Source organism: Prosthecobacter fluviatilis, assembly GCF_055388355.1.
Genome location: NZ_AP043782.1, coordinates 5,748,536 through 5,771,470, shown reverse-complemented (window position 1 = coordinate 5,771,470; position 22,935 = coordinate 5,748,536). Strand labels below are relative to the sequence as shown.

Sequence of the window (22,935 nt, the reverse complement as noted above, 5' to 3'; positions counted from 1 at the left end):
GGTGCCTTTTTTCGGGACACCTCTTGCCCTGCCCCGCCGCAAGCCTATCCTCCGAGACCTTGGACTGGGAATCGCCAAAACTCCTTCTGCTCATCCTGCCCGCAGTCGCTCTGCTGCTGTGGATCGAGTCGCGCTCATCGCACCCCATGTCCGGGCTGCGGAAGCGCCTGCTGCTGGTCACACGCGCTCTCGGCGTCATGCTCGCCATCGCCGCGCTCGCCGGACCGGCCCGTGTGACGCAGACAGGACGCAAGGCGCTCGGCATCATCGTCGATGCCAGCCAGAGCATGGGCCAGGAAGGCTTGAAAAAATCCCTCGATGAAGCCGCCCGCGTGCGTGCGGGGCTCGGCAGCGGGATTGATTCCTTTGTCGTCCAGCTCGGCTCCCAGCCCGAGCTCCTGCCTGAAGGCAGCACACCCGCCATGCAGGCCGCATGGCAAAAAGAAAACGGTGGCGACAGCCACTACGCCGCCGCCGTGGAATACGCGGAGGCTCTCTTCCCCCCCGGCGCCAGCCGCAACATCCTCATCATCGGCGACGGCCATGAAACGCGCGGCAGCCTGCTGGATGCGGCGCGCGAGGCTGCCGTGTCCGGCATCAAGCTGCACGCCCTGCCCGTGGCCGGGCCGCGGCGGCCAGACGCGCGCATGCTTTCCCTCACCCCGAACCGCACGCGCCTCTTTGAAGGCGCCAGCCTGAGCCTCAGGGCGGTCTTTGAGAGCACCATCGAAGGCACCGGCACCCTGAAGCTGTACGAAAACGGCATCGAGGTGGAAAAGCGCCCCGTCACGCTCAAGCCCGGCACCACGCAGGAGATCGTCTTCAATCGCACCCCGTCTACGCGCAACACCTTCCAGTACCGCGCCGTGCTCGAAGGCTTCCAGGGCGATACCTTGCCTGGCAATGACAGCGCGCTGGCCATCGTGGATGTGCGCGGACGGCTACGCCTGCTCTACGTCGAGTCAGACGCCTCAGAAGGCCGCTACCTCATGCAGGCCATGGAAAAGGAGGGCATCGAGCTGGACATGCGCCAGCCCGGCAATCTCGCCATCACCTTTGAAATGCTCGGCGGCTATGACGGAGTGATTCTCTCCGACGTGCCAGCGCACCAGCTCGGCGAGCCCCTCATGAATGCGCTGCGCGACTACGTGGACAAGCTCGGCGGCGGTTTGATCATGCTCGGCGGCCCGGGTTCCTTCGGTGTCGGTGGCTACTATCGCACCCCCATCGAGGAGGTGCTGCCCGTGCGGCTCAAGGCTCCGGACGAGGAGGAAAAGCAGAGCGCCGCCGTCGCCATCGTGCTGGACCGCTCAGGCTCCATGGCTGGTGAAAAGCTCGAAATGGCCAAAAGCGCCGCCATCGCCACGGCGGAGGTTCTTGGGCATAATGATTCTCTCGGGGTCTGGGCCTTTGACTCGGAGGCGCACGTCGTCGCGCCGATGACGCGGCTGACCTCTACCAACGCAGTCGCAGGGCAGATCGCCGCCATCGCCTCCGGTGGTGGCACCAATTTGCAGCCCGCCTTCCAGCTCGCACGCGAGGCCCTGCTGCGCGCCAAGGCGCGCGTAAAGCACATGATCATCCTGACCGACGGCCAGACCGCAGGTCTGGGCTACGAGCAGCTGGCCGCGCAGTGCCGCAATGAGGGGCTGACGATTTCCACGGTCGCCATCGGCGAAGGTTCGCATGTGGGCATGCTGCAGGCCGTGGCATCCAGCGGAGGCGGGCAGTCTTACTCCACGATGGATGCCGGCAGCATCACACGCATCTTCACCCAGGACACCCTCATGCACACCGGGCGCATGATTCGCGAAGAGCCCTTCGCCCCGGTGCTGAAGGAGAAAGCCCCGATCCTTGCGGGCTTTGAAAAATGGGACTCCCCTGATCTGCTCGGCTACGTGAAAACCACACGCCGCACCTCCGCGCAGGTGCCGCTGGTCACCGAGACAGGCGATCCCCTGCTGGCGCACTGGCGCTTCGGCCTTGGCAAGGCCACGGCATTTACTTCCGATGCCAAAAGCCGCTGGGCCTCGCTCTGGATCGCCCGCTGGCCCGGCTATGGCCGCTTCTGGTCCCAGGTGCTGCGCGAGACAGCCCGCGCACCGCAGGGCCGCCTGATGGACCTCTCCGCCCGCATGCTGGGGGATGATGCCCGCATCAGCGTCGATCTGCTCGCCGACGCCGGCACCCGCGCCAACAACGCCTCCATCTCCGCAGAGGTCTTCCACGTGGCGGCGGATGCCCTGGGCGCGCCGATGAAAGCCGTGCAAAAGCTCACGCTGCGGCAGGATGCCCCCGGCGCCTATGTGGCGGACTTCAAGCCCGCTCAGGCAGGCGTGTATCTCATCCGCGCGCAATACGGCGCCGAGATGATCACCACCGGCCTCATTCACAATCCCTCCACCGAAGCCAGCCTGGGCACCATCAACGAAGAGCTGCTAAAGGAGGCCGCACGCATCACCGGCGGCGACTACCTCGCCGATGCCCAAAGCCTGCCCAATCTGGAAACCACCAAGGCCGTGCAGTATGAGGAGCTCTGGCCAGACCTGCTCCTGCTCCTGCTGCTAGTCTTCCTCATCGACACCGGCATCCGCCGCTGGGAGCACGTAGTGGGCCTGTGGCAGCTGCTGCCGCAGAAGAAAGCGGCGTGATAACCATCCATTGTGCGACCGGATTCAAAAGCTCGGCAGGAGCGCGGAATTTATTCCGCAGCACTCCGCCGAAGCGGCAGGCTCTTAACCACACATCATTCCCTTCAAGCCGAGGATCACCTTGCCTGCGGCATGCAAGGTGCGACACGCGAGTTGGAACGGCGACTGTTGGAGGATGAGTGCGGAAGGGTGGATGCTTGCGGAGTGCTGCGGAATAAATTCCGCGCTCCTGGATGAATTTTTCGCGACCGTTACAGCAGCGGCTCCACCCGCTCACGGACCAGCCTCATCAGTTCCTCGTCCATGAAGGGATAATCATCCGGGATGTCCAGCACCTCGATGCGCAGATCCCGCACGGTCTCCGGAAACATCTCCCGCAGCCTCTGCTTGTGCTCATGCTCCATCACCAGCACCAGGTCCGCCCACAGCAGCAGCTTCTCCGAAACCCTGCAACGCGCAGAAGCACTGGTGCCGGCACTGCGCACCTCCACGCGCGGATCGTTTTGATACACCCTCTCCGCAGTCGGGCTGCGCCATTGGTTGCGGGAGCAGAGGAAGAGCAGGCGCATCAACGTTTTTCCGTCTCGTGATTCAAAATCCATTCGGCGAGTTTGCGAACATAACTTCTTGGATCCTTCGACAGCACCGTGGCCGCGCCGAAGAAACGCAGGGCATCGAGGTGCAGACCGAGTTTCAATTGGTCACGAAACTGCTCGCCGGCCGCTCCTTTTGCCAGCCTGTCCAGGATGCATGATGCAAGACGCTGCTGCTGGGCAACAGTTAGATCGCAATGCTTGAAGCGACGCGCCATCATGGCTCTCGCACGATTGTGCCAGAGACCTTGGGTTGTCGCCTCGAAATAGCACACACATGACTCAATGCCTGTCGCGTCCCCCTTCAAAAGCTGATCTGCCATTAGATGCAAATCAGCCTTCGTCAGAGACTCGAAGGAATTGGTCATGGGAACTCCTCACTTCTTCACCAGCAGGCTCTTCCCGGTCATCTCAGCCGAGGGCTTCACGCCCAGCATGTCGAGCAGGGTCGGGGCGATGTCGGCTAGCTTGCCGTTGGCGACGGTGTAGCTGTTCGCATCGGCGGCGACGTAGATGCCGTGGACGAGATTCGTGGTGTGTGCGGTGTTGGGGCTGCCATCCGGATTGCGCATGAGCTCACAGTTGCCGTGGTCGGCGGTGATGAAGAGCTTGCCGCCGAGTTCCAGCACCTTTTCCACGATCAGGCGCACGCCGAGGTCGATGGTTTCGCAGGCGTGGATGCCTGCCTCGACAATGCCCGTGTGGCCCACCATGTCGGGGTTGGCGTAGTTCATGATCACGAGGTCGTACTTCTCCAGACGGCGCAGCACTTCAAAGGTGAGGTCCGGCGCGCTCATCTGCGGCTTCTTGTCGTAGGTGGGCACTTCCTTCGGGCTGATCGCCAGATAGCGGTCTTCTCCCGGATTCGGCTCCTCCACGCCGCTGTTGAAGAAGAAGGTCACGTGCGGGTACTTCTCCGTCTCAGCAGCACGCAGCTGCTTCAGGCCTGCGGCAGCCACCACCTGGCCCAGGTTGTTGTTCAGGCTCTCGGTGCCAAAGATCACCTTGGCACCCAGCGCGGTGTAGTTGGCGTCGTACTCGGTCAGCGTGTAGTAGCCGGTCTTCGGAGTCACCTCACGGTCAAAGCCGTCAAAGCCGGACTTCAGGAAGGCATCGCTCAGCTGGCGGGCACGGTCAGCGCGGAAATTGAACCACAGGATCACATCGCCATCGCGGATGCGCTGCTCGTTGGCGCTGGAAAAGATCATGGGCTGCATGAACTCATCACCCCGCGGGTCTTTCGGATACGCGGCCTTCACGGCCTCGCTGGGCAGATCGCTGCGCACTTCACCGCGGCCGAGCACGATGGCGTCCCACGCCAGCTTGTTGCGCTCCCAGCGCTTGTCACGGTCCATGGCGTAGTAGCGGCCGATGACCGTAGCGATCTTCGCGCCGCTCGGGGCCAGGTCCTTTTCCAGCTTGGCCATGTAAGCGGCACCGCCGGTGGGGGAGGTGTCACGGCCGTCGGTGATGGCATGGACCATCAGGTCGCTCACGCCTGCGGCCTTGGCGGCATCGCAGAGCGCAGCTAGGTGGTCCTGGTGGGAATGTACACCGCCGTCGCTGATGAGGCCCAGGAAATGAAGGCGCTTGCCCTTGGCCTGCTCAAAGGCCTCCACCAGCACCGGCATCTTGGCCAGCTCGCCGTCGCGGATGCACTTGTTGATGCGGGTCAGGTCCTGGTACACCACACGGCCGGCGCCGAGGTTCAGGTGGCCCACTTCGCTGTTGCCCATCTGGCCGTCCGGCAGGCCCACATCCTCGCCGCTGGCGCTGACGGTGCCCATGGGGTAGGTGGCGTAAAGGTGGTCGTGGAAAGGGGTGCGGGCCAGCAGGGTGGCGTCTCCATTGGCTTCAGCCTGGGCTTTGCCGCCGGGGTTGATGCCCCAGCCGTCACGGATAATCAGAACAACAGGTTTTTTGGTCATAGGCTATGGCGTCAATGGGTCAGAGCGGCGGCTCCGTCAAGCTCGGGGTCAAGGCTGCACCGGCCGGGGAGGCTGGCCGCACATTTTGCCCCCCTGGCTGATTCCTGGCAAATCCTGCCCATCCCCTACCCTGCTTTTCAGATCGTTTGCGCTCCGGCCCGTCTCAGGGTATAAAGAGCCGCCTTTCTCCGATATTGACGTCATTCTCACCATGACCCCCGGACTGAATCCCACACTTCCCAAGGCCCTCCTCGCCACTCTCGCTTTCGCACTGGCCGCAGCGTCGTTCGGTGTGGCACGTGCTGATGACGAGAAGCCGGGCTTCTTCAAAAAGATCTTTGGCGGCGGGAGCAGCAAGAGCGACACCCCTGCTCCTGAGCCCGCACCCGAGCCTGAAAAAAAACCGGCCGTCAAGCCCAAGCCAGAGCCTGAAAAGACGGCCGCCAAAAAATCCTCCAGCGGCAAGCCGCCCCGCGTCATCATCACCACGACCGGTGGCAAGAAAGTGGAGATCGGCAAAAAATCCGCCCCTTCCAAGACCGTCGCTAAAACAGAGTCTCCCAAGACGGCACCCAAGCCCAAGGAGGAGCCCATCAAGGACGTCACAAAATCATCCTCTGCCAAGGACAACGAAGCCCCGATGAAGGGCGAGTTCAAAGAGGACGACGATGACGACAAGCCCTCCAGCTCAGATAAGTCCAAAACCGTCGAAGTCCTTCCAGCCAATGGCGGCTGGGAGATCGTCAAAATCGGCGGACGAGACTACGTGACGGCGGAAAGCATCCGCAACTTTTACAACCCTGTGTATGGCTTCACCACCTTCCGCACGCAGGGCACGCACTTCTGGCTCGGCTCCTCCAAGCTCATCCTGAAGGCGCAGATCGGCTCCCAGGAGATGCTGATCAACAACATCAAGTTCATCCTCAGCTTCCCCGTGCAGGAGTACAACGGCAAGGTGCTCTTCTCCCGGCTGGACCTTTGCAAGCTGATCGACCCCGTCCTCTACCCCAGCCACATCCAAAACGCCGAGTACTTCGACACCGTCGTCGTCGACGCGGGCCACGGCGGCCATGATGCCGGCGCACGCGGCATCTACGGCTACGAGAAAGACTTCGCCCTGAAGATGGCCATGGCCGTACGCACGGCGCTGATGCAGCGCGGCTTCAAGGTCATCCTCACCCGCTCGACGGACACTTTCATCACTCTGGGCGGACGTGTGGCCATCGCCAACCAGACGCCGAAAAGCATCTTTCTCAGCTTCCATTTCAACTCCGGCGGCGCTGCCGCCACGGGCATCGAAACCTGGGCGCTGACTCCCCAGAGCGCCGCAGCCACCATCAGCCGCGGCGGCGGTTACAACCTCAACGGTGTGACCGGCAACAAGCAGGACTCCGCCAACATCGCCCTCGCCACTGCCGTGCATGCCAGCGTCATCAGCCGCTTCAAGTTTGTGGACCGTGGCATCAAGCGTGCCCAGTGGAGCGTGCTCACCGGCTGCAAGCGCCCCGGCATCCTGTTTGAAGGCGGCTTCGTCACCAACGGTGCCGAATGCCAGCTCGTCGCCTCCGAAACCTACCGCCAGCAGGTCTCCAACGCCATCGGCGATGCCGTGCTGAACTACCGCAAGGCGCTCGAGTCTGCGATGGCCAAGCGGTGAGCCATAAGAACGTGAACCAGCTGCCAGCCCGCTCGGTTACCCACTTCAAAAATCAAAAATCGATTGCTCGACAATCGTCAATCCTCCGGCCCGAAACCCATCGTGGGCGTGCATGATTAACGATTGATGAAAAGTCGAGGCGTTGCGTGTCAAAGCATACCCTCCGGATATGGGCGATCCCCCGCTCACACCACCGGCAACATCTCCCGCAGCAGCGCTGCCAGCCCCGCCGTCTCCGCCAGCGTAAAATCCGCCGTCACCTTCGGCTCGTGGTGGCTCAAAATGCGGACCGTGCGTGGCACGCCGGCATTGATGGCCATCTGGATGTCGCGGTCATGGTCCCCCACCAGCCAGCTCCGCGTCAGATCGAGCCCGTGTTCATCACGCCCGCGGAAGATCATCTCCGCACTCGGCTTGCGGCAGGTGCAGTTGCCCGCCAGATGTGTGCAGGCGTAAATGCCATCCAGCGCCGCGCCATGCTGGGCCAGCTCGGCCTGCATGCGCGTGTGCAGGTCGTCGAGCGCCGCCTGCGTCATGAGCCCCTTGCCCACGCCCTGCTGGCTGGTGACCAGGATCGTCGCATACCCACGCGCACGGCACAGCGCCAGCGCCTCGATGATACCGGGTGCAAAGTGGAAATCCTCCCAGCGCAGCACGTAGCCGTCTCCGGGGGAGACATTGACAACACCATCGCGGTCAAAAAAAACGGCAGGACGAAGAGGTGGGACAGAGGGCATGAATGCGCACGGATAGCGGTGCCGCGCCGGGATGAAAACTGATCTTTGCAGCCACGGGCAGTGCTCTCTCACTCCTTCACCTTCTCCGGCCACACCGGGAAACCGTGGAAGCACACGTTGTCCCCCATGGGGCGGACGGTGACGTCTTTGAGTTCGATGGAGTCCGGCAGCGCCGGACCGTCAATGGAGGGGCGGCCTCCGCCGCAAAGGCGTGGAGCGATGTACCAATAGACCTCATCGACGAGCTTCTCACGAAACGCCTGGCCTAGCACGATGCCACCGCCCTCGATGAGCACGGAAAGCACGCCCTGCTTGCCCAGAATGGCCAGGGCTTCAGGCAGGTCCTTGCCATGCATGATCACAGTACGGTCCTTGAACTCATCCGTGAAGATTTGTGACTCCGGCGGAATCTCTCCCCTGCGGGTGAGCACCACACGCCAGGGCTGCTGCTTGCCGCTGCCGGCGCTGCCATCCCGCAGGGTGAGCTGGGGGTTGTCTTTGCGGACGGTCTCGGCACCCACCAGGATGGCGTCCACCCGCATGCGCAGCCTGCGGCCATGGGCGCGGGCGGCGTCATTGGTGATCAGTGAGCTCTCCCCCGCCGGGCGCGTGATGCGGCCGTCCAGACTCTGCCCGGCCTTGGCGATGACATACGGAATGCCGGTGGTGATCCATTTGGCAAAGGGGCGGATGATGGCGCGGCACTCTTCATCGAGCACTCCGGCGGTGACTTCGATGCCGGCGAGCATCAGAATGCTGCGGGCCTGCTCGCGATGGCTGGGATTGGGATCATGCGCACCGATGACCACGCGCTTGATGCCGGCAGACTTGATCGCCTCCGTGCAGGGCGGCGTGCGGCCGTGCGTGCAGCAGGGCTCCAGCGTGACGTAGATCGTGGCGCCGCGCAGCAGCTTGGGATGGTTTTTCTGCGCATCGCGAATGGCCTCCACCTCGGCGTGCGGCTCTCCCGCCTTGTGGTGGTAGCCGCGGCCGATGACCTTTTCCTGGGCGACGATGACCGCCCCCACGGGCGGATTGGGACTGGTGAGACCGACGCCAAGCTGGGCTTGGTCGAGCGCGAGGTGCATCCAGTGCTGGTCGGGGGTTTCTTTGTGGGCGATGGGAGGCGGCATGCGGAGCCCGCATGATAAGCGGTGAAACGGGCCTGAGAAGCAATAAGAGTGTCACACAATGGCGATGGTCCTGCAGCTCGGAGTTTTTTGTGCTCGCTGAGTCGGACCCGCTGGCGTTAGTTTCAAAACGCCGATGAAACTTTCCGAAAAAGCCCTGCTGTATCGTGAACTGGCCAAGCTTGTGGGGGCCAATTTTCATCTGGACCGCTCGCTGGAGCTGCTGCTGAAGCAGCAGCCCAGCCATGCGCGCCGCACCTGGCTGCAGGGCCTGCAGCTAGGCCTGAAGGAGGGCAAAGGCGTGGCCGCCTCCATCGCCGCACACTGCGGGGCGTTCTCAGACGCGCTGGAGTTTGCGCTGATCGACGCCGGGGAGCGCAGCGGCCGCCTGGGGGATGCCTTCAGCCATCTCTCCCGCTACTTTGAGGCCTGGCACGTGGCGGTGAAGCAGGCGCTCGGGGCGATGGTTTACCCTCTGGTGCTGGCCCATCTGGGCATCGTGCTGCCAGAGCTGCCCACCATCGTGACCTCGAGCATGGATGGCAAGCCCTACTCCCTGGCGGGAATTTTCACCCCTCTGGCCACCCTATGGCTGGTGCTGCTCTCCCTCTTTCTACTCTGGCGCTGGCTCTCACGGCTGGGGGCGCAGTCTGCGGCGGTGGATCTCTGGCTCGGCCGCCTGCCACTGATCGGGAGTGTGCGCCGGCACTGGGCGCTGGCACGCTTTTCGCAGGTGTTTCATGCCTGCCTGCTGGCCTCCATGCGGATAACAGAGACCATGCAGCTGGCGGGCAGCGCCTCCCACAGCGGCCTGCTGCGCCATGCAGCACGGGATGCCGCCCAGCGCATCGCCGCAGGAGAAACCATCTCGGGAGCCATGGCAGACGTGCACGGCTTCCCCGTGGTGTTTGTGCATGGCATTGCCACAGCGGAAGAGGCTGGCACCCTGGACCACGAAATGAACCGCTGGGCCGCAGCAGAGTCCATCGAAGCCGGAGACGCTGTGCAGCGTGCCGCACAATGGCTGCCCAAGATCGCCTATGGAGTCGTCGTCGTGTATGTGGTGTACCGCATCATCGGCATGATGTCGGGCTTTTACGGCGGCATGGCCAGGCAGATGGACGGCTTCTGAGGCAAACCGCAGCAGCGAGAAGCTTCTGGGAGCAAGTATTCGCCTCTTAAGGACGGAAAGTGCTTTACAGGCCGCCCGAAATGCGGTTTCTGTTCACCCGAACATCTTTTTATAACCACACACTACCTCTGATTATGGCCCGCGCACCCAAAGAATCCGCCGAAGCATCCGCCCCCAAGACCGACAAGCTTGCCGAGGCACGCGGCCGCAATCTCGACCTGGCCATCCAGCAGATTCAGAAAGACTATGGAGAGGGCGCCATCCTCCGCATGGGCGGCGAAGGCGTGAAATCTGACATCAGCGTCATTCCTACTGGCAATCTGCTCATCGATCAGGCGCTCGGCACCGGCGGCTTCCCCCGCGGCCGTATCGTGGAAGTGTACGGCCCGGAATCCTCCGGTAAAACCACCCTCACGCTCACCGTCATCGCCCAGGCGCAGAAGGCCGGTGGCTTGGCAGCCTTCATCGACGTGGAGCACGCCCTCGATCCCGCCTATGCCCGCCGCCTTGGCGTGAAGATGGACGAACTGCTTGTCTCCCAGCCCAGCTCCGGTGAAGAAGCCCTGCGCATCTGCGAAACGCTGGTGCGCTCCAATGCGCTCGACGTCATCGTCATCGACTCCGTGGCCGCCCTCGTCACCCGTCAGGAACTCGAAGGCGACATCGGCGACTCCACCGTGGGCGCCCAGGCCCGTCTGATGAGCGCCGCGCTGAGAAAGCTCACCGCCATCATCTCCAAGGCCCGCACCTGCTGCATCTTCACCAACCAGATCCGTGAAAAGATCGGCGTCATGTTTGGCAACCCCGAAACCACCCCTGGCGGCAAGGCCCTCAAGTTCTACGCCAGCGTGCGCGTGGACATCCGCCGCATCGGCGCCATCAAGACCACCGACGGCACCGTCACCGGCAACCGCACCAAGGTCAAAGTGGTGAAGAACAAGCTGGCCCCGCCCTACACCGAGGCCGAGTTCGACATCATGTACAATGAGGGCATCTCCAATGTGGGATCGCTGCTCGACCTCGCGATGGACTTCGAGATCCTGCAAAAACGCGGCTCCTGGATCAGCTACAAAGGCACCCAGCTCGCCCAGGGACGCGACGCCGCCAAGGAAGTCCTGCGCAGCGACGCCACCGTCTATGCCGAGATCGAGGCCGCCGTGAAGGCCAAGCAGGCCGAGAAAAACGAGGAAGCGGGCAGCCCCAAGGGCTCCAGCAAGTCCTCCGCCGCCTCCGGTGACGAAGAATAAGCCTGCCTGAGCGCGGGGCGTGCATGGCCCGCCCCGCCTCCCCTGCCCCACCTTCGCCGTTTGACTTTTCCCGCGCCGTGCGCCTCTTTTCGCGGTCATTCCGCGAACCGTATGGCTAAGCACAGCCAGCAAAAGCAGGATACCTCCGCAAACGAAGAGCCTTCGGTCTGCGGTGGCAGGCAGTCTGTTGTCGAGCTTTGTGAAATCACCACCTGCGGCCTCGTCTTCTGGTCGCGCCAGCGTTTCGACCTGGGGGCGGAAGTTCAGGTGCGCATCCAACGCACCGCGCTGACGCCTTCGATGCTCGCCATGACCACCACGAATTCAAAGTGGGTCATGCTCAAAGGCCTTGTGGTGGCCAGCACTCCCCAGCGGCGGGCGGACGGCTCCATCGGCTTCAAGATCTCCCTGCTCGTGTTGCAGGCAGCGGACGACATCCCTCCCCAGGTGCGCTCCACGATGTGCTGGTTTGCACCGCCGCTCCAGGGCCTCCAGCGCTTTGGTCTCAACTGAAACACGATGGGCTCGCATGCCTGCCGGGGTCAGCAGAGGCCAAAAAAATACGCCCTGGGTTCTGCACCCAGGGCGCTTCGGTGGCGTTTGATCACGAAACGACAGCCGCAGCTGAAGGCATCAAACGCGTGACATCTGCATGCCGTTACTTTTTCACCCGGTAGAGATTGCCCTCCGTACGGATGAGCAAATCTGAGCCGATGACTGCATAGGAGGCGAGGCTGCGCTCACCGAGGTCGTTTTGAGCGAGGACGCTGAAGGTCTTGCCGGGCTTGACGACGACACCGAGTCCTTTTTCGTCCTGAAGGTAGAGCTTGCCATCGGCGGCGAGGATGGAGGCGGAGATGGGGCCGGTGCAGCGTTCGGAGTAGTGGACACTACCGGTTTTGGCGTCGGCGCAGGTGAGGATTCCGTTGTCTGCGACGAAGTAGAGCTCATCGCCCACGACCGCCATGCTGGGATTGTGAGGAGCGGCTTTGTCGATGGTCCAGGCGAGGTGGCTTGCGGTGACATCGCCTTTGGAGGAGGCGTCCACCTTGATGGCGTAGAGCACGGGTTTGTCGTAGCCGCTGGAGAGGTAGATCATGCCGTGGGCGTAGATGGGGCGTGGCACGACGGAGTAGCCCTGGTCGTAGTTGAAGTGCCAGATTTCGGTGCCGGTCTTGGGATCGAGCGCGTTCACCACGCCGCTGCCGGGGGTGATGAGTTGCTTCTGCCCGGCCACGTCGATGAGGAGCGGGGTGCAGAAGGAGAATTTCTTTTTGGCCTCGGACTGGCGGGCAAAGGTCCAACGGGCTTTGCCGGTGGCTTTGTCGAGCGCGATGACCTTGGGCTCGGTTTCGGCGTCGGCATTGAAGATGAGAAGGTCCTCAAACAGCACGGGGCTGCTGCCATTGCCATGCACGGGGGAGTAGGCGTACTCCTGCGTGGCCCACACGGTCTTGCCGTTGGCGGCGTCCAGACAGGCGGTGCCGAGGTGGCCGAAGTGGACGTAGAGCTTGCCGTCCTCAAAAACGGGCGTGGGGCTGGCGTGGCTGTTTTTGCGGTGGGCGCGCGGGGCGGTGGCGGTAAAGAGCTCCACGTCCCAGACGGTTTTGCCAGTGGTGGCATCGAGTGCCATGGCGTGCAAAGAACGGTTCGCCTTGGGGTCCTCGACACCGCCGACGGGCAGGGCGGAGGTGAGAAAGATGCGATCGCCAATCACCACGGGTGATGACCAGCCAATACCTGCGACGGGTGCTTTCCACACAATATTGGAGGTGGGGCTCCAGGTAAGCGGGAGATGGGTGGCGGCGGAGTGCCCCTGAGCGCCCGCTCCGCGGAATTCGGGCCAGTTTTGAGCCGTGGGGGCGGTTGGAGCGGCGGATGAAGTGACAGCCAGCGCAAGACCAGCGGCGGAGAGAAGAGCGTTTTTGGAAATCATGTGGCGCTTCATACGAAGGCAGAAGCGCCTGACGATCAAAAAACGCGCGGTTTGAGATTTCGGCGAAGTTTGACATCGAACGGATGGTCCTAAACAGTAACGCCATGGAAGTCACACTCACCGACCCCATTGAAGCCTTCATTCAGCGTCAAGTGGCGCAAGGTTACAAAGACGCGGACGAAGTCACGCGTCAGGCGTTTCTGCGCTGGATGAATGAGGCGAGTGATACACCGCCGCACATCCAGACGCGGCTCGATGTGGCGGCCGCAGGGCGCTTCATCCCGGAGGATCGCTCTAACATCCAACGCATCATCGCCGCTGCCTGATGTCGTTCGACACGGGGCAATAAGAACGTGCAGAATGGCACAATGAAATTATCTGCCACAGACGTCAGAATTGATCACCTTTATCTTGGTCCGGGAAAAGGAGGACGGCTTGTCGTGACGCATCTGCCGTCAGGCTTGTACGTCACGGAAGACATCCCTATGACAAAGTCGGCGCTTTCCATTCAACGCAGGCTCATGTCGGCGCTGAAGATGAAGATTCTTGAAGAGGGTCAGAACTAAAAGATGTGACCACCTGACGAAGCGAACACTCTCTGCAATCATGGCAGATGCTTCAGCGCTCACGCGAGCGCGGAGCGTCGTGGAGTGCGGCGGCAAGCTTGGGCGCAACACCGCTTTCGCAGGCTGCACGGCAAGGTGAGGACGACGGGCGTTCGACACCTCGCGAAAACGGTGTCGTCGAAGCAGGCTTGCACCTTGCCTCAATGCCACCGCCCTTCACGAGGCTGGCGCGCCTAATTACGCCCCCTCCGGCAGCGCCACGTAGGGCTCCTCATTGAGCACGACTTTCTTGGAGCCGCTGAGGAGCTTGATCCATTCGAGGAGGCAGCCGATGAAGATGATGGCGACGGCGAGGAGGAAGAAGGCGGTGACGGCGGTGTCCACGTTGAAGTTGAACTGCTGCGCGGCCCAGGTTTTCATCTCCACAGGGGTGCCGCCTTTGGCGAGCTTTTCACCGTACATTTTGGCACCGGCGATGAAGCCCATGCGCGGATCTTTGTCGAAGAGCTTGATGTAGCCGGCGGCGAAGGTGGCGCTCATGAGGAAGATGAGCGGGATGACGGTGACGAGGAGGTAGCGGGCCTTGCCCATCTTGATGAGGATGGTGGTGCCGAGGCAGAAGGCGATGACAGCGAGGAGCTGATTCGCGATGCCGAACAGAGGCCAGAGGGTGTTGATGCCGCCGAGGGGATCGACGACGCCCTGATAGAGGAAGTAACCCCAGGCGGCGACGAGCATGGCGCTGGCGAAGACGTTGGCGGGGAGGCTGCGGGTGTTGCCCAGCGGCTTCCAGATGCCGCCCAGGAAGTCCTGCAGGATGAAGCGGCCCACGCGTGTGCCGGCATCGATGGTGGTGAGGATGAACAGCGCCTCAAACATGATGGCGAAGTGATACCAGAAGGACATCCACGCAGGGCCAAAGGCGCGGGCAAACATCTGCGCCATGCCGACGGCAAAGGTGGGGGCTCCACCGACGCGGCCAAACATGGTTTTTTCGCCAATGTCGGCGGCCAGTTTGTCCATGCCTGCGACGGTGACGGGGAATCCGGCATTGGAGATGACGCCGACAACTTCCGTGGGAGCCATGGTCTTGTTGATGCCGGCATTGATGGCGAAGTATTCGCCGGGCTGGAGTGCACACGCGGCAACGAGAGCCATGAGGGCGACGAGCATCTCGGTGATCATCGCGCCGTAGGCCACGCTGCGGATGTCAGCCTCGTTGTCGAGCAGCTTGGGGGTGGTGCCAGAGGAGATGAGGGCGTGGAAGCCGGAGATGGCTCCGCAGGCGATGGTGATGAAGACGAAGGGGAAGACGCTGCCGAGGAAGACGAGGCCGGTGCCATCGACGAACTTCGTGAGTTTGGGCATCTGCAAATCGGGCGCGACCCAGATGACCACGACAGCGAGGACGGCCACGGTGCCGATCTTCATGAAGGTGCTCAGATAGTCGCGCGGGGCGAGGAGCATCCACACCGGCAGCACGGAGGCGGCGAAGCCGTAGATCATGATGGACCACGCGATGGTCTCGCCCTTGTAGTCAAAGAAGTGCTCAATGCCCCAGGCTTTGAGATTGCTGCCCGCCCAGACGCTGACGAGCAGGCCGACGATGCCAAAGATGGTGACGCCGCGCACGCTGACGCCAAAGATCGTGTGACCAAAGCCCATGATGAAGGCCAGCGGAATGGTCATAACGATGGTGAACAGGCCCCAGGGGCTCTCGGCGAGGGCCTTGACCACCACGAGGCCGAGCACGGCGAGCAGGATGGTCATGATGGCAAGGACGGAGATCATGGCGACGAGGCCGACCACAGGATTGACCTCTTCCTTGAGCATCTGGCCCACGGATTTGCCGCCGCGGCGGATGGAGGCAAACATCACAATCGCATCATGCACGCCGCCGCCGAGGGTGGCACCGATCAAGATCCACAGCATGCCTGGCAGGTAGCCAAACTGCGCTGCAAGCACGGGGCCCACGAGCGGTCCTGGACCGGCAATGGCGGCGAAGTGGTGGCCGAAAACGACCCACTTGTTCGTCGGTACGAAATCCTTGCCGTCCTTGTGAGTCACCGAGGGCGGGGCGCGGTGGGCATCGAGCACTAGCACCTTGGTGATGAGCCACTTGCTGTAAAAGCGATAGGCGACCGCGAAGGAGCACAAGCCCGCCACCACGAGCCACAGGGCATTGATGGTTTCACCTTTGTGCAGTGCGGAGAAGGCGACAGCACCGGCTCCGAGGAGGGAGATGGCGATCCAGATGAGGACTTGAAGAGGCTTGGGCATGGTGGTGGTGAAAGTAGTCCAGTTGCGCCGCAACTGGATTTGGACAGGAAATTAACAGTGGAAGGGAGGGACTAAACGAACTCAACGAGGCTCCAGTTGCGGCGCAACTGGACTACTTGGCAGGAGCAGCCTCAGTCTTCGCAGGCTTGGGCGGGGGCGGAGCGACGTAGGGCGGATTGGTCATCGCACCAGGGGCGGTTTCGGCGAGGTTGGGATACACATCGGCCTGGACATCGCCGAGCGCCCACTTGACGCCGCCGATGAGGATTTCCTGGAAGGTGGGGTTGGTCCAGACGTCTTCACGGTGGCCCATGGCGGTGTACCACACGCGGCCGTTGCCTTCCTTGCGCGCCCAGGTGCTGGGGTAGGCAGGGCGCTCGTATTCCTTGCCCTCCATGGCGGGTGCGTCGATCACGCTGAGCACGTGGATGTCTGGCGTGAAGTCCTTGAGCGAATACCACTCCTCCATGAAGCCGTAGGTGGCGCCCACTTTTTCAAAGCCGGGGAACTTGGGGTCCGTGACGGTGTTCTTGGCGTCCTGCTGCTTGCCGTGCTTGATGAACTCGGCGCCGAGGAAGCGCACGTAGGCGTCCGCCTTGTCGCCATGGTTCAGGTAGCGCTCGGGGCCTTTCTGCGATTCGTTGTCCGTGTGGAAGGTGTCGCTGGCGGAATGCGTGCCGATGAAGCCCTTGCCGCTTTTGACATAATCAAAGAGCGCCTGCTTGCCCTCCATCGTCATGGGCGGCTGCTTGTCGGTGCCTTCGCTGCAAAGATCGCCGGTGGTGTAGAAAAACACAGCGTCAAACTGCGCCAGATAGTCCCTGCTGAACTTGGAGCCGTCCTTGGAAAACTCGAACTCCCAGCCGTTTTTTTCACCCAGCTCCAGCAGCACCTTTTCGGCATGGCTTGGCTGGCCGTTTTTCCAGGAGATGACACTGTGCTCAAAGCCGCTGGACTTGGTGAAAAAGAGAATCTTGTGCTTGGGGGCAGGCGCAGAAAAGGCCACGACGCAGGCGGCGGAGGCCAGCATCAGAGGGGCGGCAAGTTTTTTGATCATGAGGGGCGGATTGTGGCGGGTTTTTGAAAACAAGGCAAGGCGGTGTTGCGTGCCTTGTCATTTCAGCCGGGCCGAATACGATGGCACGGATGATGCGCTTTCTTTCACTTTTCATGTCCCTTTCATTTTGCGTGCTGCTCTGCCAGTGCGGCTCCAGCGCGGGAGCCCGCTGGGAGTATAAGTTTGCCCCGGGCAAGACAGCCGTCATCATCGGCGGCAGGGCCGTGCCGCCTGCCAATGCCCCTCCGGAAGTGCTGCGCGCCATCTCCGCCGGAAACCGCATCTGCACCAAGCCCTACCGCCGAGGCGGCGGACATGCCCGCTTTGAAGACAGCGCCTATGACTGCTCCGGCACCACCTCCTACGTGCTGCATGCAGCTGGCAAGCTGAGTGCGCCTACGGTTTCCGGAGCCTTCCGCAGCTACGGCAGCAGCGGCCACGGCAGGTGGATCACCGTCTATGCACGCAAAGGGCACGTCTTCCTGGAGGTGGCCGGCCTGCGGCTGGACACAGGCTACAGCGATGCGGACAGCGACGGCCCGCGCTGGAGCAGCCGTTCCCGCCCCACCAAAGGCTATACCATGCGCCACCCCTCAGGCCTATGATCCCTGCCGAAGCCATCGTTTACCGCCCGAACGTCGCCGCCATCTTGCAGCGCGAGGACGGCTGCATTTTTGTGGCGGAGCGCATCAACATCAAAAATGCCTGGCAGTTTCCCCAAGGAGGCATCGATGAAGGTGAGGACGCCGAGACCGCCCTCTTTCGCGAGTTGGAGGAAGAGATTGGCGTGAAGCGTGAACAGTTGCAGATTTTGCAGCGGCGGGACGGTTACCGTTATGCATTTGCAAAAGGACGCCTCAAATACGGATTTTATGGCGGCCAGGAGCAGGCCTACTTCCTGTGCCGCTTTACCGGCACGGACGCCGATTTCAACCTGGACGCCACACACCGCGAGTTTGCCACCTTCAAATGGATCAAGCCGTCGGAGTTTCAGATGGACTGGGTACCCAAGTTCAAACGCCGCGTTTACCGCCAGGTGCTGCAGGACTTCTTTGGTGTCGAGCTGGCCTGAGAGCACCGTGGCTCATGGATAACCGCCCCCTCATTGTAATGGAAGCCTGCACCGCAGTGGGCAGACTCCCCGGCAACCAACCTCCGCGCGCCCCATGCTTGAAGAACTCATCGCAAACCTCATCGTCCAGGCGGTGCGCATTGGGGACGGCATTGTGGGACTGCTTGGGCTGACGCAGGCAGGGGCGCAGACGCTGAGGGAAAACTCGCTCGTAGGAGAGTCACCGTTGGAAACTGAGTCGCGCCGATGGTGGGACCGTCTCGACAGCCGCTGGTTCTGGCTCAGCCTGCTCCTCCTGGCTTGCGCGGCAGCTCTGGGGTGGAGCACCGTCTTTTAACAAGACGCCCCCCCCAACTGACCGCCATGCCTGTGATCTTCAAGCTGCTGCTCAAGTACCTCTTGAGTGCGTGGAACACCGAAAAGTCCATGCTCGGCGAGTCCCGCTTTGACCGCGAATCCCGCCGCTACACGGTCATTGGCATCCTCATCCTGCTTTTGCTGGCAGTCGCTGGTGCTCTCTTCCGGAGCTAGCAAAAGGCGTTAGCAAAATCTGGAAACCTGCCAGCAGAGGCCGCGCCCCCTTTTTTCTCTTTGCTCGCCAGGTCCCAGCATCCGGCTGACAAATCAGCCCGCCTCAGCACAAAAAGACACTTTTTCACACCAGAAGCTCAGAACAATGCTGAATTCGACCCAAAAACATCAATTTTCAAACCGCCAATCCATCAAAAACATCACATTCGATCCAAAAATCACACTTTTCGATTGTGATTTTCCTTTTTAAGCCCATTTTACCCCTCGAAATCGCAATTTTTACCCAAACCCTTTATGAGCCAGCAAAAAATGGACGGCGCACAGGCGCTGATTAAAACCCTCGCCGATCTCGGCATCGAGTATGTCTTCGGTTATTCCGGCGGTGCCGCCATCCCGATCTTTGACGCCCTGCAGACCGTGAAGACGGACATGAAGTTCGTCTTGGTCCGCCACGAGCAGGGTGCCGTTCACATGGCCGACGGTTACGCCCGCGCCACCGGCAAGCCAGCCGTCGTTCTCGTCACCTCAGGCCCCGGCGCTGGCAACACCATCACCGGCCTCATGACCGCGCAGATGGACAGCGTCCCGATGATCGTCCTCTGCGGCCAGACCGTCAGCTGGATGCTGGGCAAGGACGCCTTCCAGGAGGCGGACATCTTCAACATCACCTGCCCGGTCGTTAAGCACAACTACCTGGTCAAGAACACGAACGCGCTGCCCCGCATCGCCCGTGAGGCCTACCACATCGCCACCACAGGCCGCCCCGGTCCGGTCCTCATCGACATCCCCAAGGACATCTCCCAGGGCGCCTTCACCGGCACCTTTGACGAGCCGATGGACCTGCCCGGCTACCACCCCGAGGAGAACTTCAAGATCGACCAGGCCGGCATCAAGGAAGCCGCGAGCCTGATCGCCGCTGCCAAGCGCCCCGTCATCCTGGCCGGCCAGGGTGCCATGATCGCCCGTGCGGACAAGGAGCTGCTCATGCTGGCCGAGACCCTCGGCTGCCCGGTGACCACCACGCTGCTGGGCAAGGGCGTCTTCCCCGAGACGCACCCGCTCTCCCTCGGCATGCTCGGCATGCACGGCACCGCCTATGCGAACAAGGCCATGATCGAGGCCGACCTCATCTTCAATGTCGGCTCCCGCTTTGACGACCGCATCATCGGCAAGGCCGCCATGTTTGGCCGCAACGCCAAGCTCATCCACATCGACATCGACGCCGCCGAGCACCACAAGATGATCAAGGTGGACGTCGCCATCAAGGGAGATGCCAAGGCCGCGCTGAGCGACCTGCTGCCCCTTGTGGAAAAACTGCCCACCGAAGACTGGCTGGCCCATCTGGACGGCTACAAAAAGAAGTACCCCCTCGGCTACAAGAAGCAGGGCGGCCTGCGCATGCAGCAGGTCATCGACGAGCTCTACAACCTCACCAAGGGCAAGGCCATCGTCTCAACGGACGTGGGCCAGCACCAGATGTGGGCCGCGCAGTTCTACAAGAACGACAGCAGCTACCACTGGCTGAGCTCCGGCGGTGCCGGCACCATGGGCTTCGGCTTCCCGGCCGCCATCGGCGCGCAGCTCGCCTGCCCGGACAAGACGGTCGTCTCCATCTCCGGAGACGGCGGCTTCCAGATGACCCTGTTTGAGCTGGCCACCGCCGCCATCCACAAGCTTCCCATCAAGATCCTCATCCTGAACAACAGCTACCTCGGCATGGTCCGCCAGTGGCAGGAGCTCTTCTTTGAAAACCGCGAGAGCGGCGTCGATCTCATCGGCAACCCCGACTTCGTGAAGCTCGGTGAAGCCTACGGCATCAAAGGCTGGCACATCCGCCGCCCCGCTGATGTGGAGCGCGTCTTGCAGCAGGCCCTCGACTACAACGACGGCCCCTGCATCATCGAAGCCGAGTGCATCAAGACCGAAAACGTCTTCCCGATGATCCCCGCCGGTGCCGCCCTCGAAGACATGCTCATCGAAGCGCCCAAGCAGAAGATGGAGAAGCCCACCGGGTCCACGTAATGAAGGGAGCGCGGACACTCCTGTCCGCCTCTCATCTGGTCGATGAAAACCAACCGCGTCATCCACGGCGATGCCCTCACGGAACTCCAAAAGCTCCCCGCAGGCGTCGTTCAGGCCATCATCGCCGATCCACCTTATTTCAACGTCCTCGAAGATGAAGCCTGGGACACGCAATGGAAAACAGCCGCCGACTACCTCGCCTGGTGCGATGGGTGGGTGGCCGAGTCCATGCGCGTCCTGCGCGATGACGGCCTGGCCTTCATCTTCGGCCAGCTAGGCAAGCGCGAGCACACCTTCCTCCACCTCATGTCCCGTCTCAGTCAGCAGCACCAGTTTCACGATCTCATCATCTGGGATCGTGCCGTGGGCTATGACGAGCGTCGGGACAGCTTCACCCCGCAGTACGAGATGGTCCTCGTTCTGCGCAAAGGAGACAGCGTGAAGTTCAACAAGGACACCGTACGCATCCCCTACGACGCCACCACCATCGAGGCTTACATGAAGGACAACCGCTACAAGGACAAGGAAGCCCGTCGCAAGCACCTGGAGAAAGGCAAGTATGCCACCAACATCCTCCGCGTGCCCAGCCTGAAGGGCATCTCCAAGGAGAAGTGCGGCCATCCCTCGCAGAAGCCGCTCGCCCTTATCGAAAAACTCATCGCCTGCTCCACGGACGCCGGAGACCTTGTCCTCGATCCCTTCCTCGGCTCCGGCACCACCGCCGCCGCCGCAAAGAAACTGAAGCGCAAGTGGCTCGGCATCGAAAAAGATTCCAGCTACATCAAGATCGCCAGGAAGCGCCTCCTCAGCATCACAGCGCCCTCTTCCAAATCATCAATCAAAAATCGTAAATCATCAATCCCATGAGCGACCGCATCCCCGCCACCACCGACAAGAAGCCTGCGCCGCAGGCTGACATCATCAACATCCACACGCTGAGCGTCATGGTGAACAACCAGCCCGGCGTCCTCGGCCGCATCTGCGCCGTCTTCAGCCGCCGCGGCTTCAACATCGAGTCCCTCGTCGTCTCCCAGACACGCGACCCGCGCTTCAGCCGCATGACCATCGGCGTCAGCGGTCATCCCGAAGGCCTCACCCAGATCATCCTGCAGGTGAACAAGCTCATCGACGTCATCCACTGCGTGGAGCACACGGACCGCGACGCCGTTTCCAAGGAGCTGGTGCTCATCAAGGTGGCCGCCAGCGCCACCGAGCGCACCGAGATCCTGCAGATCATCGAGCACTACAATGGCAAGACTGTGGACCTCCAGGAAGACAGCCTCATCGCCCTCATCAGCGGCAACACCGACAAGCTGGACGCCGCGCTGCGCCTGCTGAACAAGTTTGAGATCGTGGAAACCGTGCGCACCGGCAAGGTTGTCATGGCCCGCGGCCTGACCGAGACCTGATCCGCTGCGCGGGAATGACGAAGCCCGAATGTCCGAAAGGCGTTCGGGCTTTTTCGTGGATGCGGGCGGGAAAAAGCGCCAGCACTTGTGGAGTGCGGTGACAGAGACGCAGGCGTTCATCTCCGCCGGTCCAAAAGCGGCGTCGCGTCAAGGCCCGCCACCCGCATAGATTTGCTGCGGGCGTAGTTTCATCTTGTTGCAGAGAGAAAACGATCTGGAAAAAGGGACGCCTAGTCAGCCAAGTTATGTCGCATTTTCATCTTCGCTTCCCGCTCCATTTTTGCCTCCATATCAGCAAGCTCACTGTAACGGTTTGGACCAAGCAATTGGGTGAGCTGCTGGCCGGCCAGTTCATTTTCGACGATTTGATTCATCTTTGCCTCGGCATGTCTGTTTTTGTTTTCGTAATCTTTGAAAAAAGCCACGCTCGCATCGGCTTCTGCGAGAAAGCGTTGCCTGATGATTTCCAATGCACTAGATGCAGTCCGATCGTCGATCTGCCATTTGTCGAACAAGCGAACATATTGAGGCTTTCTGCTGTTAAAAGCGCCCTCATAAACTGATCGGGAAAAATTCTTATTTGCCTTTGCGGCAGCTTTCTTGCGAGCTTGTTCAAGCCGGACATCAATATCGTCAGTCACCTCTTTAAGTTGAATCTCCGCAGGCAATTGTTCGGCTGATCCAATGGTCTGGGAACTCTTTTGTTTTTGAAGAGGCGCTTGCCCGCCCCATTGAAAATGGTGCCCCATGAGAGCGAAGACAGCAATGCAGAGAGCTGTGATTAAAAATTTGGATTTCATTTCGGTGAGAAATTTTCAGCCCTTATTTTCCTAGGTGTATGATTTCAATAACCTTCGGTCAATATTTTATACGCCCAGTCTTCCTGCCGCCCCCCCTTTGCCACTGTTGCCGGGCACGATTGATAAATCTCGATGATGTCAGGTGCGGATACGTAGTCTTTGCTTTATAGACAAAGCCCCCCAATCG

At 61.5% G+C, this 22,935-nt stretch carries 22 protein-coding genes; 13 read left to right on the top strand and 9 right to left on the bottom strand.

The window, feature by feature from the left end:
* Positions 1–59 precede the first annotated feature (59 nt).
* Entirely contained in the window at positions 60–2,651 is a 2,592-nt protein-coding gene (locus tag ACZ5WW_RS22585) for a VWA domain-containing protein (protein ID WP_377163155.1), read from the top strand.
* Between the two features lie 251 nt (positions 2,652–2,902).
* On the opposite strand, the gene ACZ5WW_RS22580 is transcribed toward ACZ5WW_RS22585, so the two are convergent.
* The 3 genes from ACZ5WW_RS22580 to gpmI are packed head-to-tail and all read right to left on the bottom strand — an operon-like array spanning position 2,903 to position 5,172.
* Positions 2,903–3,220 (bottom strand): low molecular weight protein tyrosine phosphatase family protein, encoded by a 318-nt coding sequence (locus ACZ5WW_RS22580; protein ID WP_377163153.1) that lies wholly within the window; start codon positions 3,218–3,220, stop codon positions 2,903–2,905.
* Complete coding sequence (locus ACZ5WW_RS22575) at positions 3,220–3,612, bottom strand: hypothetical protein (protein WP_377163151.1); 393 nt, start codon at positions 3,610–3,612, stop codon at positions 3,220–3,222. The genes ACZ5WW_RS22580 and ACZ5WW_RS22575 overlap by 1 nt, the downstream gene beginning before the upstream one ends.
* A 9-nt stretch (positions 3,613–3,621) precedes the next feature.
* Positions 3,622–5,172 (bottom strand): 2,3-bisphosphoglycerate-independent phosphoglycerate mutase, encoded by a 1,551-nt coding sequence (gpmI, locus tag ACZ5WW_RS22570; RefSeq protein WP_377163149.1) that lies wholly within the window; start codon positions 5,170–5,172, stop codon positions 3,622–3,624.
* A gap of 211 nt (positions 5,173–5,383) precedes the next feature.
* On the opposite strand from gpmI, the gene ACZ5WW_RS22565 reads away from it, so the two are divergent.
* Entirely contained in the window at positions 5,384–6,829 is a 1,446-nt protein-coding gene (locus ACZ5WW_RS22565; protein ID WP_377163147.1) for an N-acetylmuramoyl-L-alanine amidase, read from the top strand.
* Between the two features lie 185 nt (positions 6,830–7,014).
* Here ACZ5WW_RS22565 and ACZ5WW_RS22560 read toward each other — a convergent pair whose 3' ends face one another.
* Positions 7,015–7,566, bottom strand: a complete 552-nt coding sequence (locus ACZ5WW_RS22560; protein ID WP_377163145.1) for a D-glycero-alpha-D-manno-heptose-1,7-bisphosphate 7-phosphatase — start codon at positions 7,564–7,566, stop codon at positions 7,015–7,017.
* A 68-nt stretch (positions 7,567–7,634) separates the two neighbouring features.
* A complete protein-coding gene (gene ribD / locus ACZ5WW_RS22555; RefSeq protein WP_377163143.1) occupies positions 7,635–8,699 on the bottom strand; it encodes a bifunctional diaminohydroxyphosphoribosylaminopyrimidine deaminase/5-amino-6-(5-phosphoribosylamino)uracil reductase RibD in 1,065 nt (354 codons plus the stop codon).
* A gap of 133 nt (positions 8,700–8,832) precedes the next feature.
* Between ribD and ACZ5WW_RS22550 the strand changes: the two genes are divergently transcribed.
* The 3 genes from ACZ5WW_RS22550 to ACZ5WW_RS22540 all read left to right on the top strand — a co-directional run bounded on the left by ACZ5WW_RS22550 (position 8,833) and on the right by ACZ5WW_RS22540 (position 11,588).
* Positions 8,833–9,828, top strand: coding sequence for a type II secretion system F family protein (locus tag ACZ5WW_RS22550; RefSeq protein WP_377163141.1), 996 nt, complete (start codon positions 8,833–8,835; stop codon positions 9,826–9,828).
* 134 nt (positions 9,829–9,962) lie between these two features.
* Positions 9,963–11,075, top strand: a complete 1,113-nt coding sequence (gene recA, locus ACZ5WW_RS22545) for a recombinase RecA (RefSeq protein WP_377163139.1) — start codon at positions 9,963–9,965, stop codon at positions 11,073–11,075.
* Between the two features lie 111 nt (positions 11,076–11,186).
* Positions 11,187–11,588, top strand: a complete 402-nt coding sequence (locus tag ACZ5WW_RS22540; protein ID WP_377163137.1) for a hypothetical protein — start codon at positions 11,187–11,189, stop codon at positions 11,586–11,588.
* A 145-nt stretch (positions 11,589–11,733) separates the two neighbouring features.
* On the opposite strand, the gene ACZ5WW_RS22535 is transcribed toward ACZ5WW_RS22540, so the two are convergent.
* On the bottom strand, positions 11,734–13,011 hold the full coding sequence (locus tag ACZ5WW_RS22535; protein WP_377163135.1) for a PQQ-binding-like beta-propeller repeat protein: 1,278 nt from the start codon (positions 13,009–13,011) through the stop codon (positions 11,734–11,736).
* A gap of 104 nt (positions 13,012–13,115) precedes the next feature.
* On the opposite strand from ACZ5WW_RS22535, the gene ACZ5WW_RS22530 reads away from it, so the two are divergent.
* Positions 13,116–13,337, top strand: a complete 222-nt coding sequence (locus ACZ5WW_RS22530; RefSeq protein ID WP_377163134.1) for a hypothetical protein — start codon at positions 13,116–13,118, stop codon at positions 13,335–13,337.
* Positions 13,338–13,814: 477 nt separating this feature from the next.
* Here ACZ5WW_RS22530 and ACZ5WW_RS22525 read toward each other — a convergent pair whose 3' ends face one another.
* Both ACZ5WW_RS22525 and ACZ5WW_RS22520 read right to left on the bottom strand, forming a co-directional pair.
* Positions 13,815–15,857: a carbon starvation CstA family protein gene (locus tag ACZ5WW_RS22525; protein ID WP_377163132.1), complete on the bottom strand. Its 2,043-nt coding sequence runs from the start codon at positions 15,855–15,857 to the stop codon at positions 13,815–13,817.
* 112 nt (positions 15,858–15,969) lie between these two features.
* Positions 15,970–16,914 carry a ThuA domain-containing protein gene (locus ACZ5WW_RS22520; RefSeq protein WP_377163130.1) on the bottom strand — a complete coding sequence of 315 codons (945 nt, stop codon included), beginning with the start codon at positions 16,912–16,914 and terminating at the stop codon, positions 15,970–15,972.
* A gap of 113 nt (positions 16,915–17,027) precedes the next feature.
* Between ACZ5WW_RS22520 and ACZ5WW_RS22515 the strand changes: the two genes are divergently transcribed.
* The 7 genes from ACZ5WW_RS22515 (at position 17,028) to ilvN (ending at position 21,948) form a co-directional block, all read left to right on the top strand.
* Positions 17,028–17,519 (top strand): peptidoglycan endopeptidase, encoded by a 492-nt coding sequence (locus tag ACZ5WW_RS22515; protein ID WP_377163128.1) that lies wholly within the window; start codon positions 17,028–17,030, stop codon positions 17,517–17,519.
* Complete coding sequence (locus ACZ5WW_RS22510; RefSeq protein ID WP_377163126.1) at positions 17,516–17,986, top strand: RNA pyrophosphohydrolase; 471 nt, start codon at positions 17,516–17,518, stop codon at positions 17,984–17,986. The genes ACZ5WW_RS22515 and ACZ5WW_RS22510 overlap by 4 nt, the downstream gene beginning before the upstream one ends.
* A gap of 94 nt (positions 17,987–18,080) precedes the next feature.
* Positions 18,081–18,323, top strand: coding sequence for a hypothetical protein (locus tag ACZ5WW_RS22505; protein ID WP_377163124.1), 243 nt, complete (start codon positions 18,081–18,083; stop codon positions 18,321–18,323).
* 26 nt (positions 18,324–18,349) lie between these two features.
* Positions 18,350–18,517: a hypothetical protein gene (locus ACZ5WW_RS22500; RefSeq protein ID WP_377163122.1), complete on the top strand. Its 168-nt coding sequence runs from the start codon at positions 18,350–18,352 to the stop codon at positions 18,515–18,517.
* Positions 18,518–18,811: 294 nt separating this feature from the next.
* Positions 18,812–20,539, top strand: a complete 1,728-nt coding sequence (gene ilvB, locus ACZ5WW_RS22495; RefSeq protein WP_377163120.1) for a biosynthetic-type acetolactate synthase large subunit — start codon at positions 18,812–18,814, stop codon at positions 20,537–20,539.
* Positions 20,540–20,581: 42 nt separating this feature from the next.
* Positions 20,582–21,406 (top strand): DNA-methyltransferase, encoded by an 825-nt coding sequence (locus ACZ5WW_RS22490; protein ID WP_377163118.1) that lies wholly within the window; start codon positions 20,582–20,584, stop codon positions 21,404–21,406.
* Positions 21,403–21,948 carry an acetolactate synthase small subunit gene (gene ilvN, locus ACZ5WW_RS22485; protein WP_377163116.1) on the top strand — a complete coding sequence of 182 codons (546 nt, stop codon included), beginning with the start codon at positions 21,403–21,405 and terminating at the stop codon, positions 21,946–21,948. Before ACZ5WW_RS22490 ends, ilvN begins: the two co-directional genes overlap by 4 nt.
* A gap of 230 nt (positions 21,949–22,178) precedes the next feature.
* Here the strand turns inward: ilvN and ACZ5WW_RS22480 are convergent, their stop codons facing one another.
* Positions 22,179–22,748 carry a hypothetical protein gene (locus tag ACZ5WW_RS22480; RefSeq protein WP_377163114.1) on the bottom strand — a complete coding sequence of 190 codons (570 nt, stop codon included), beginning with the start codon at positions 22,746–22,748 and terminating at the stop codon, positions 22,179–22,181.
* Positions 22,749–22,935 lie beyond the last annotated feature (187 nt).

What these genes read in the sequence shown, in the direction of transcription:
- ACZ5WW_RS22580 (WP_377163153.1), bottom strand. Translation starts at nt 3,220, where the DNA reads ATGCGCCTGCTCTTCCTCTGCTCCCGCAACCAATGGCGCAGCCCGACT.
- ACZ5WW_RS22575 (WP_377163151.1), bottom strand. Translation starts at nt 3,612, where the DNA reads ATGACCAATTCCTTCGAGTCTCTGACGAAGGCTGATTTGCATCTAATG.
- gpmI (WP_377163149.1), bottom strand. Translation starts at nt 5,172, where the DNA reads ATGACCAAAAAACCTGTTGTTCTGATTATCCGTGACGGCTGGGGCATC.
- ACZ5WW_RS22565 (WP_377163147.1), top strand. Translation starts at nt 5,384, where the DNA reads ATGACCCCCGGACTGAATCCCACACTTCCCAAGGCCCTCCTCGCCACT.
- ACZ5WW_RS22560 (WP_377163145.1), bottom strand. Translation starts at nt 7,566, where the DNA reads ATGCCCTCTGTCCCACCTCTTCGTCCTGCCGTTTTTTTTGACCGCGAT.
- ribD (WP_377163143.1), bottom strand. Translation starts at nt 8,699, where the DNA reads ATGCCGCCTCCCATCGCCCACAAAGAAACCCCCGACCAGCACTGGATG.
- ACZ5WW_RS22550 (WP_377163141.1), top strand. Translation starts at nt 8,833, where the DNA reads ATGAAACTTTCCGAAAAAGCCCTGCTGTATCGTGAACTGGCCAAGCTT.
- recA (WP_377163139.1), top strand. Translation starts at nt 9,963, where the DNA reads ATGGCCCGCGCACCCAAAGAATCCGCCGAAGCATCCGCCCCCAAGACC.
- ACZ5WW_RS22540 (WP_377163137.1), top strand. Translation starts at nt 11,187, where the DNA reads ATGGCTAAGCACAGCCAGCAAAAGCAGGATACCTCCGCAAACGAAGAG.
- ACZ5WW_RS22535 (WP_377163135.1), bottom strand. Translation starts at nt 13,011, where the DNA reads ATGATTTCCAAAAACGCTCTTCTCTCCGCCGCTGGTCTTGCGCTGGCT.
- ACZ5WW_RS22530 (WP_377163134.1), top strand. Translation starts at nt 13,116, where the DNA reads ATGGAAGTCACACTCACCGACCCCATTGAAGCCTTCATTCAGCGTCAA.
- ACZ5WW_RS22525 (WP_377163132.1), bottom strand. Translation starts at nt 15,857, where the DNA reads ATGCCCAAGCCTCTTCAAGTCCTCATCTGGATCGCCATCTCCCTCCTC.
- ACZ5WW_RS22520 (WP_377163130.1), bottom strand. Translation starts at nt 16,914, where the DNA reads ATGATCAAAAAACTTGCCGCCCCTCTGATGCTGGCCTCCGCCGCCTGC.
- ACZ5WW_RS22515 (WP_377163128.1), top strand. Translation starts at nt 17,028, where the DNA reads ATGTCCCTTTCATTTTGCGTGCTGCTCTGCCAGTGCGGCTCCAGCGCG.
- ACZ5WW_RS22510 (WP_377163126.1), top strand. Translation starts at nt 17,516, where the DNA reads ATGATCCCTGCCGAAGCCATCGTTTACCGCCCGAACGTCGCCGCCATC.
- ACZ5WW_RS22505 (WP_377163124.1), top strand. Translation starts at nt 18,081, where the DNA reads ATGCTTGAAGAACTCATCGCAAACCTCATCGTCCAGGCGGTGCGCATT.
- ACZ5WW_RS22500 (WP_377163122.1), top strand. Translation starts at nt 18,350, where the DNA reads ATGCCTGTGATCTTCAAGCTGCTGCTCAAGTACCTCTTGAGTGCGTGG.
- ilvB (WP_377163120.1), top strand. Translation starts at nt 18,812, where the DNA reads ATGAGCCAGCAAAAAATGGACGGCGCACAGGCGCTGATTAAAACCCTC.
- ACZ5WW_RS22490 (WP_377163118.1), top strand. Translation starts at nt 20,582, where the DNA reads ATGAAAACCAACCGCGTCATCCACGGCGATGCCCTCACGGAACTCCAA.
- ilvN (WP_377163116.1), top strand. Translation starts at nt 21,403, where the DNA reads ATGAGCGACCGCATCCCCGCCACCACCGACAAGAAGCCTGCGCCGCAG.
- ACZ5WW_RS22480 (WP_377163114.1), bottom strand. Translation starts at nt 22,748, where the DNA reads ATGAAATCCAAATTTTTAATCACAGCTCTCTGCATTGCTGTCTTCGCT.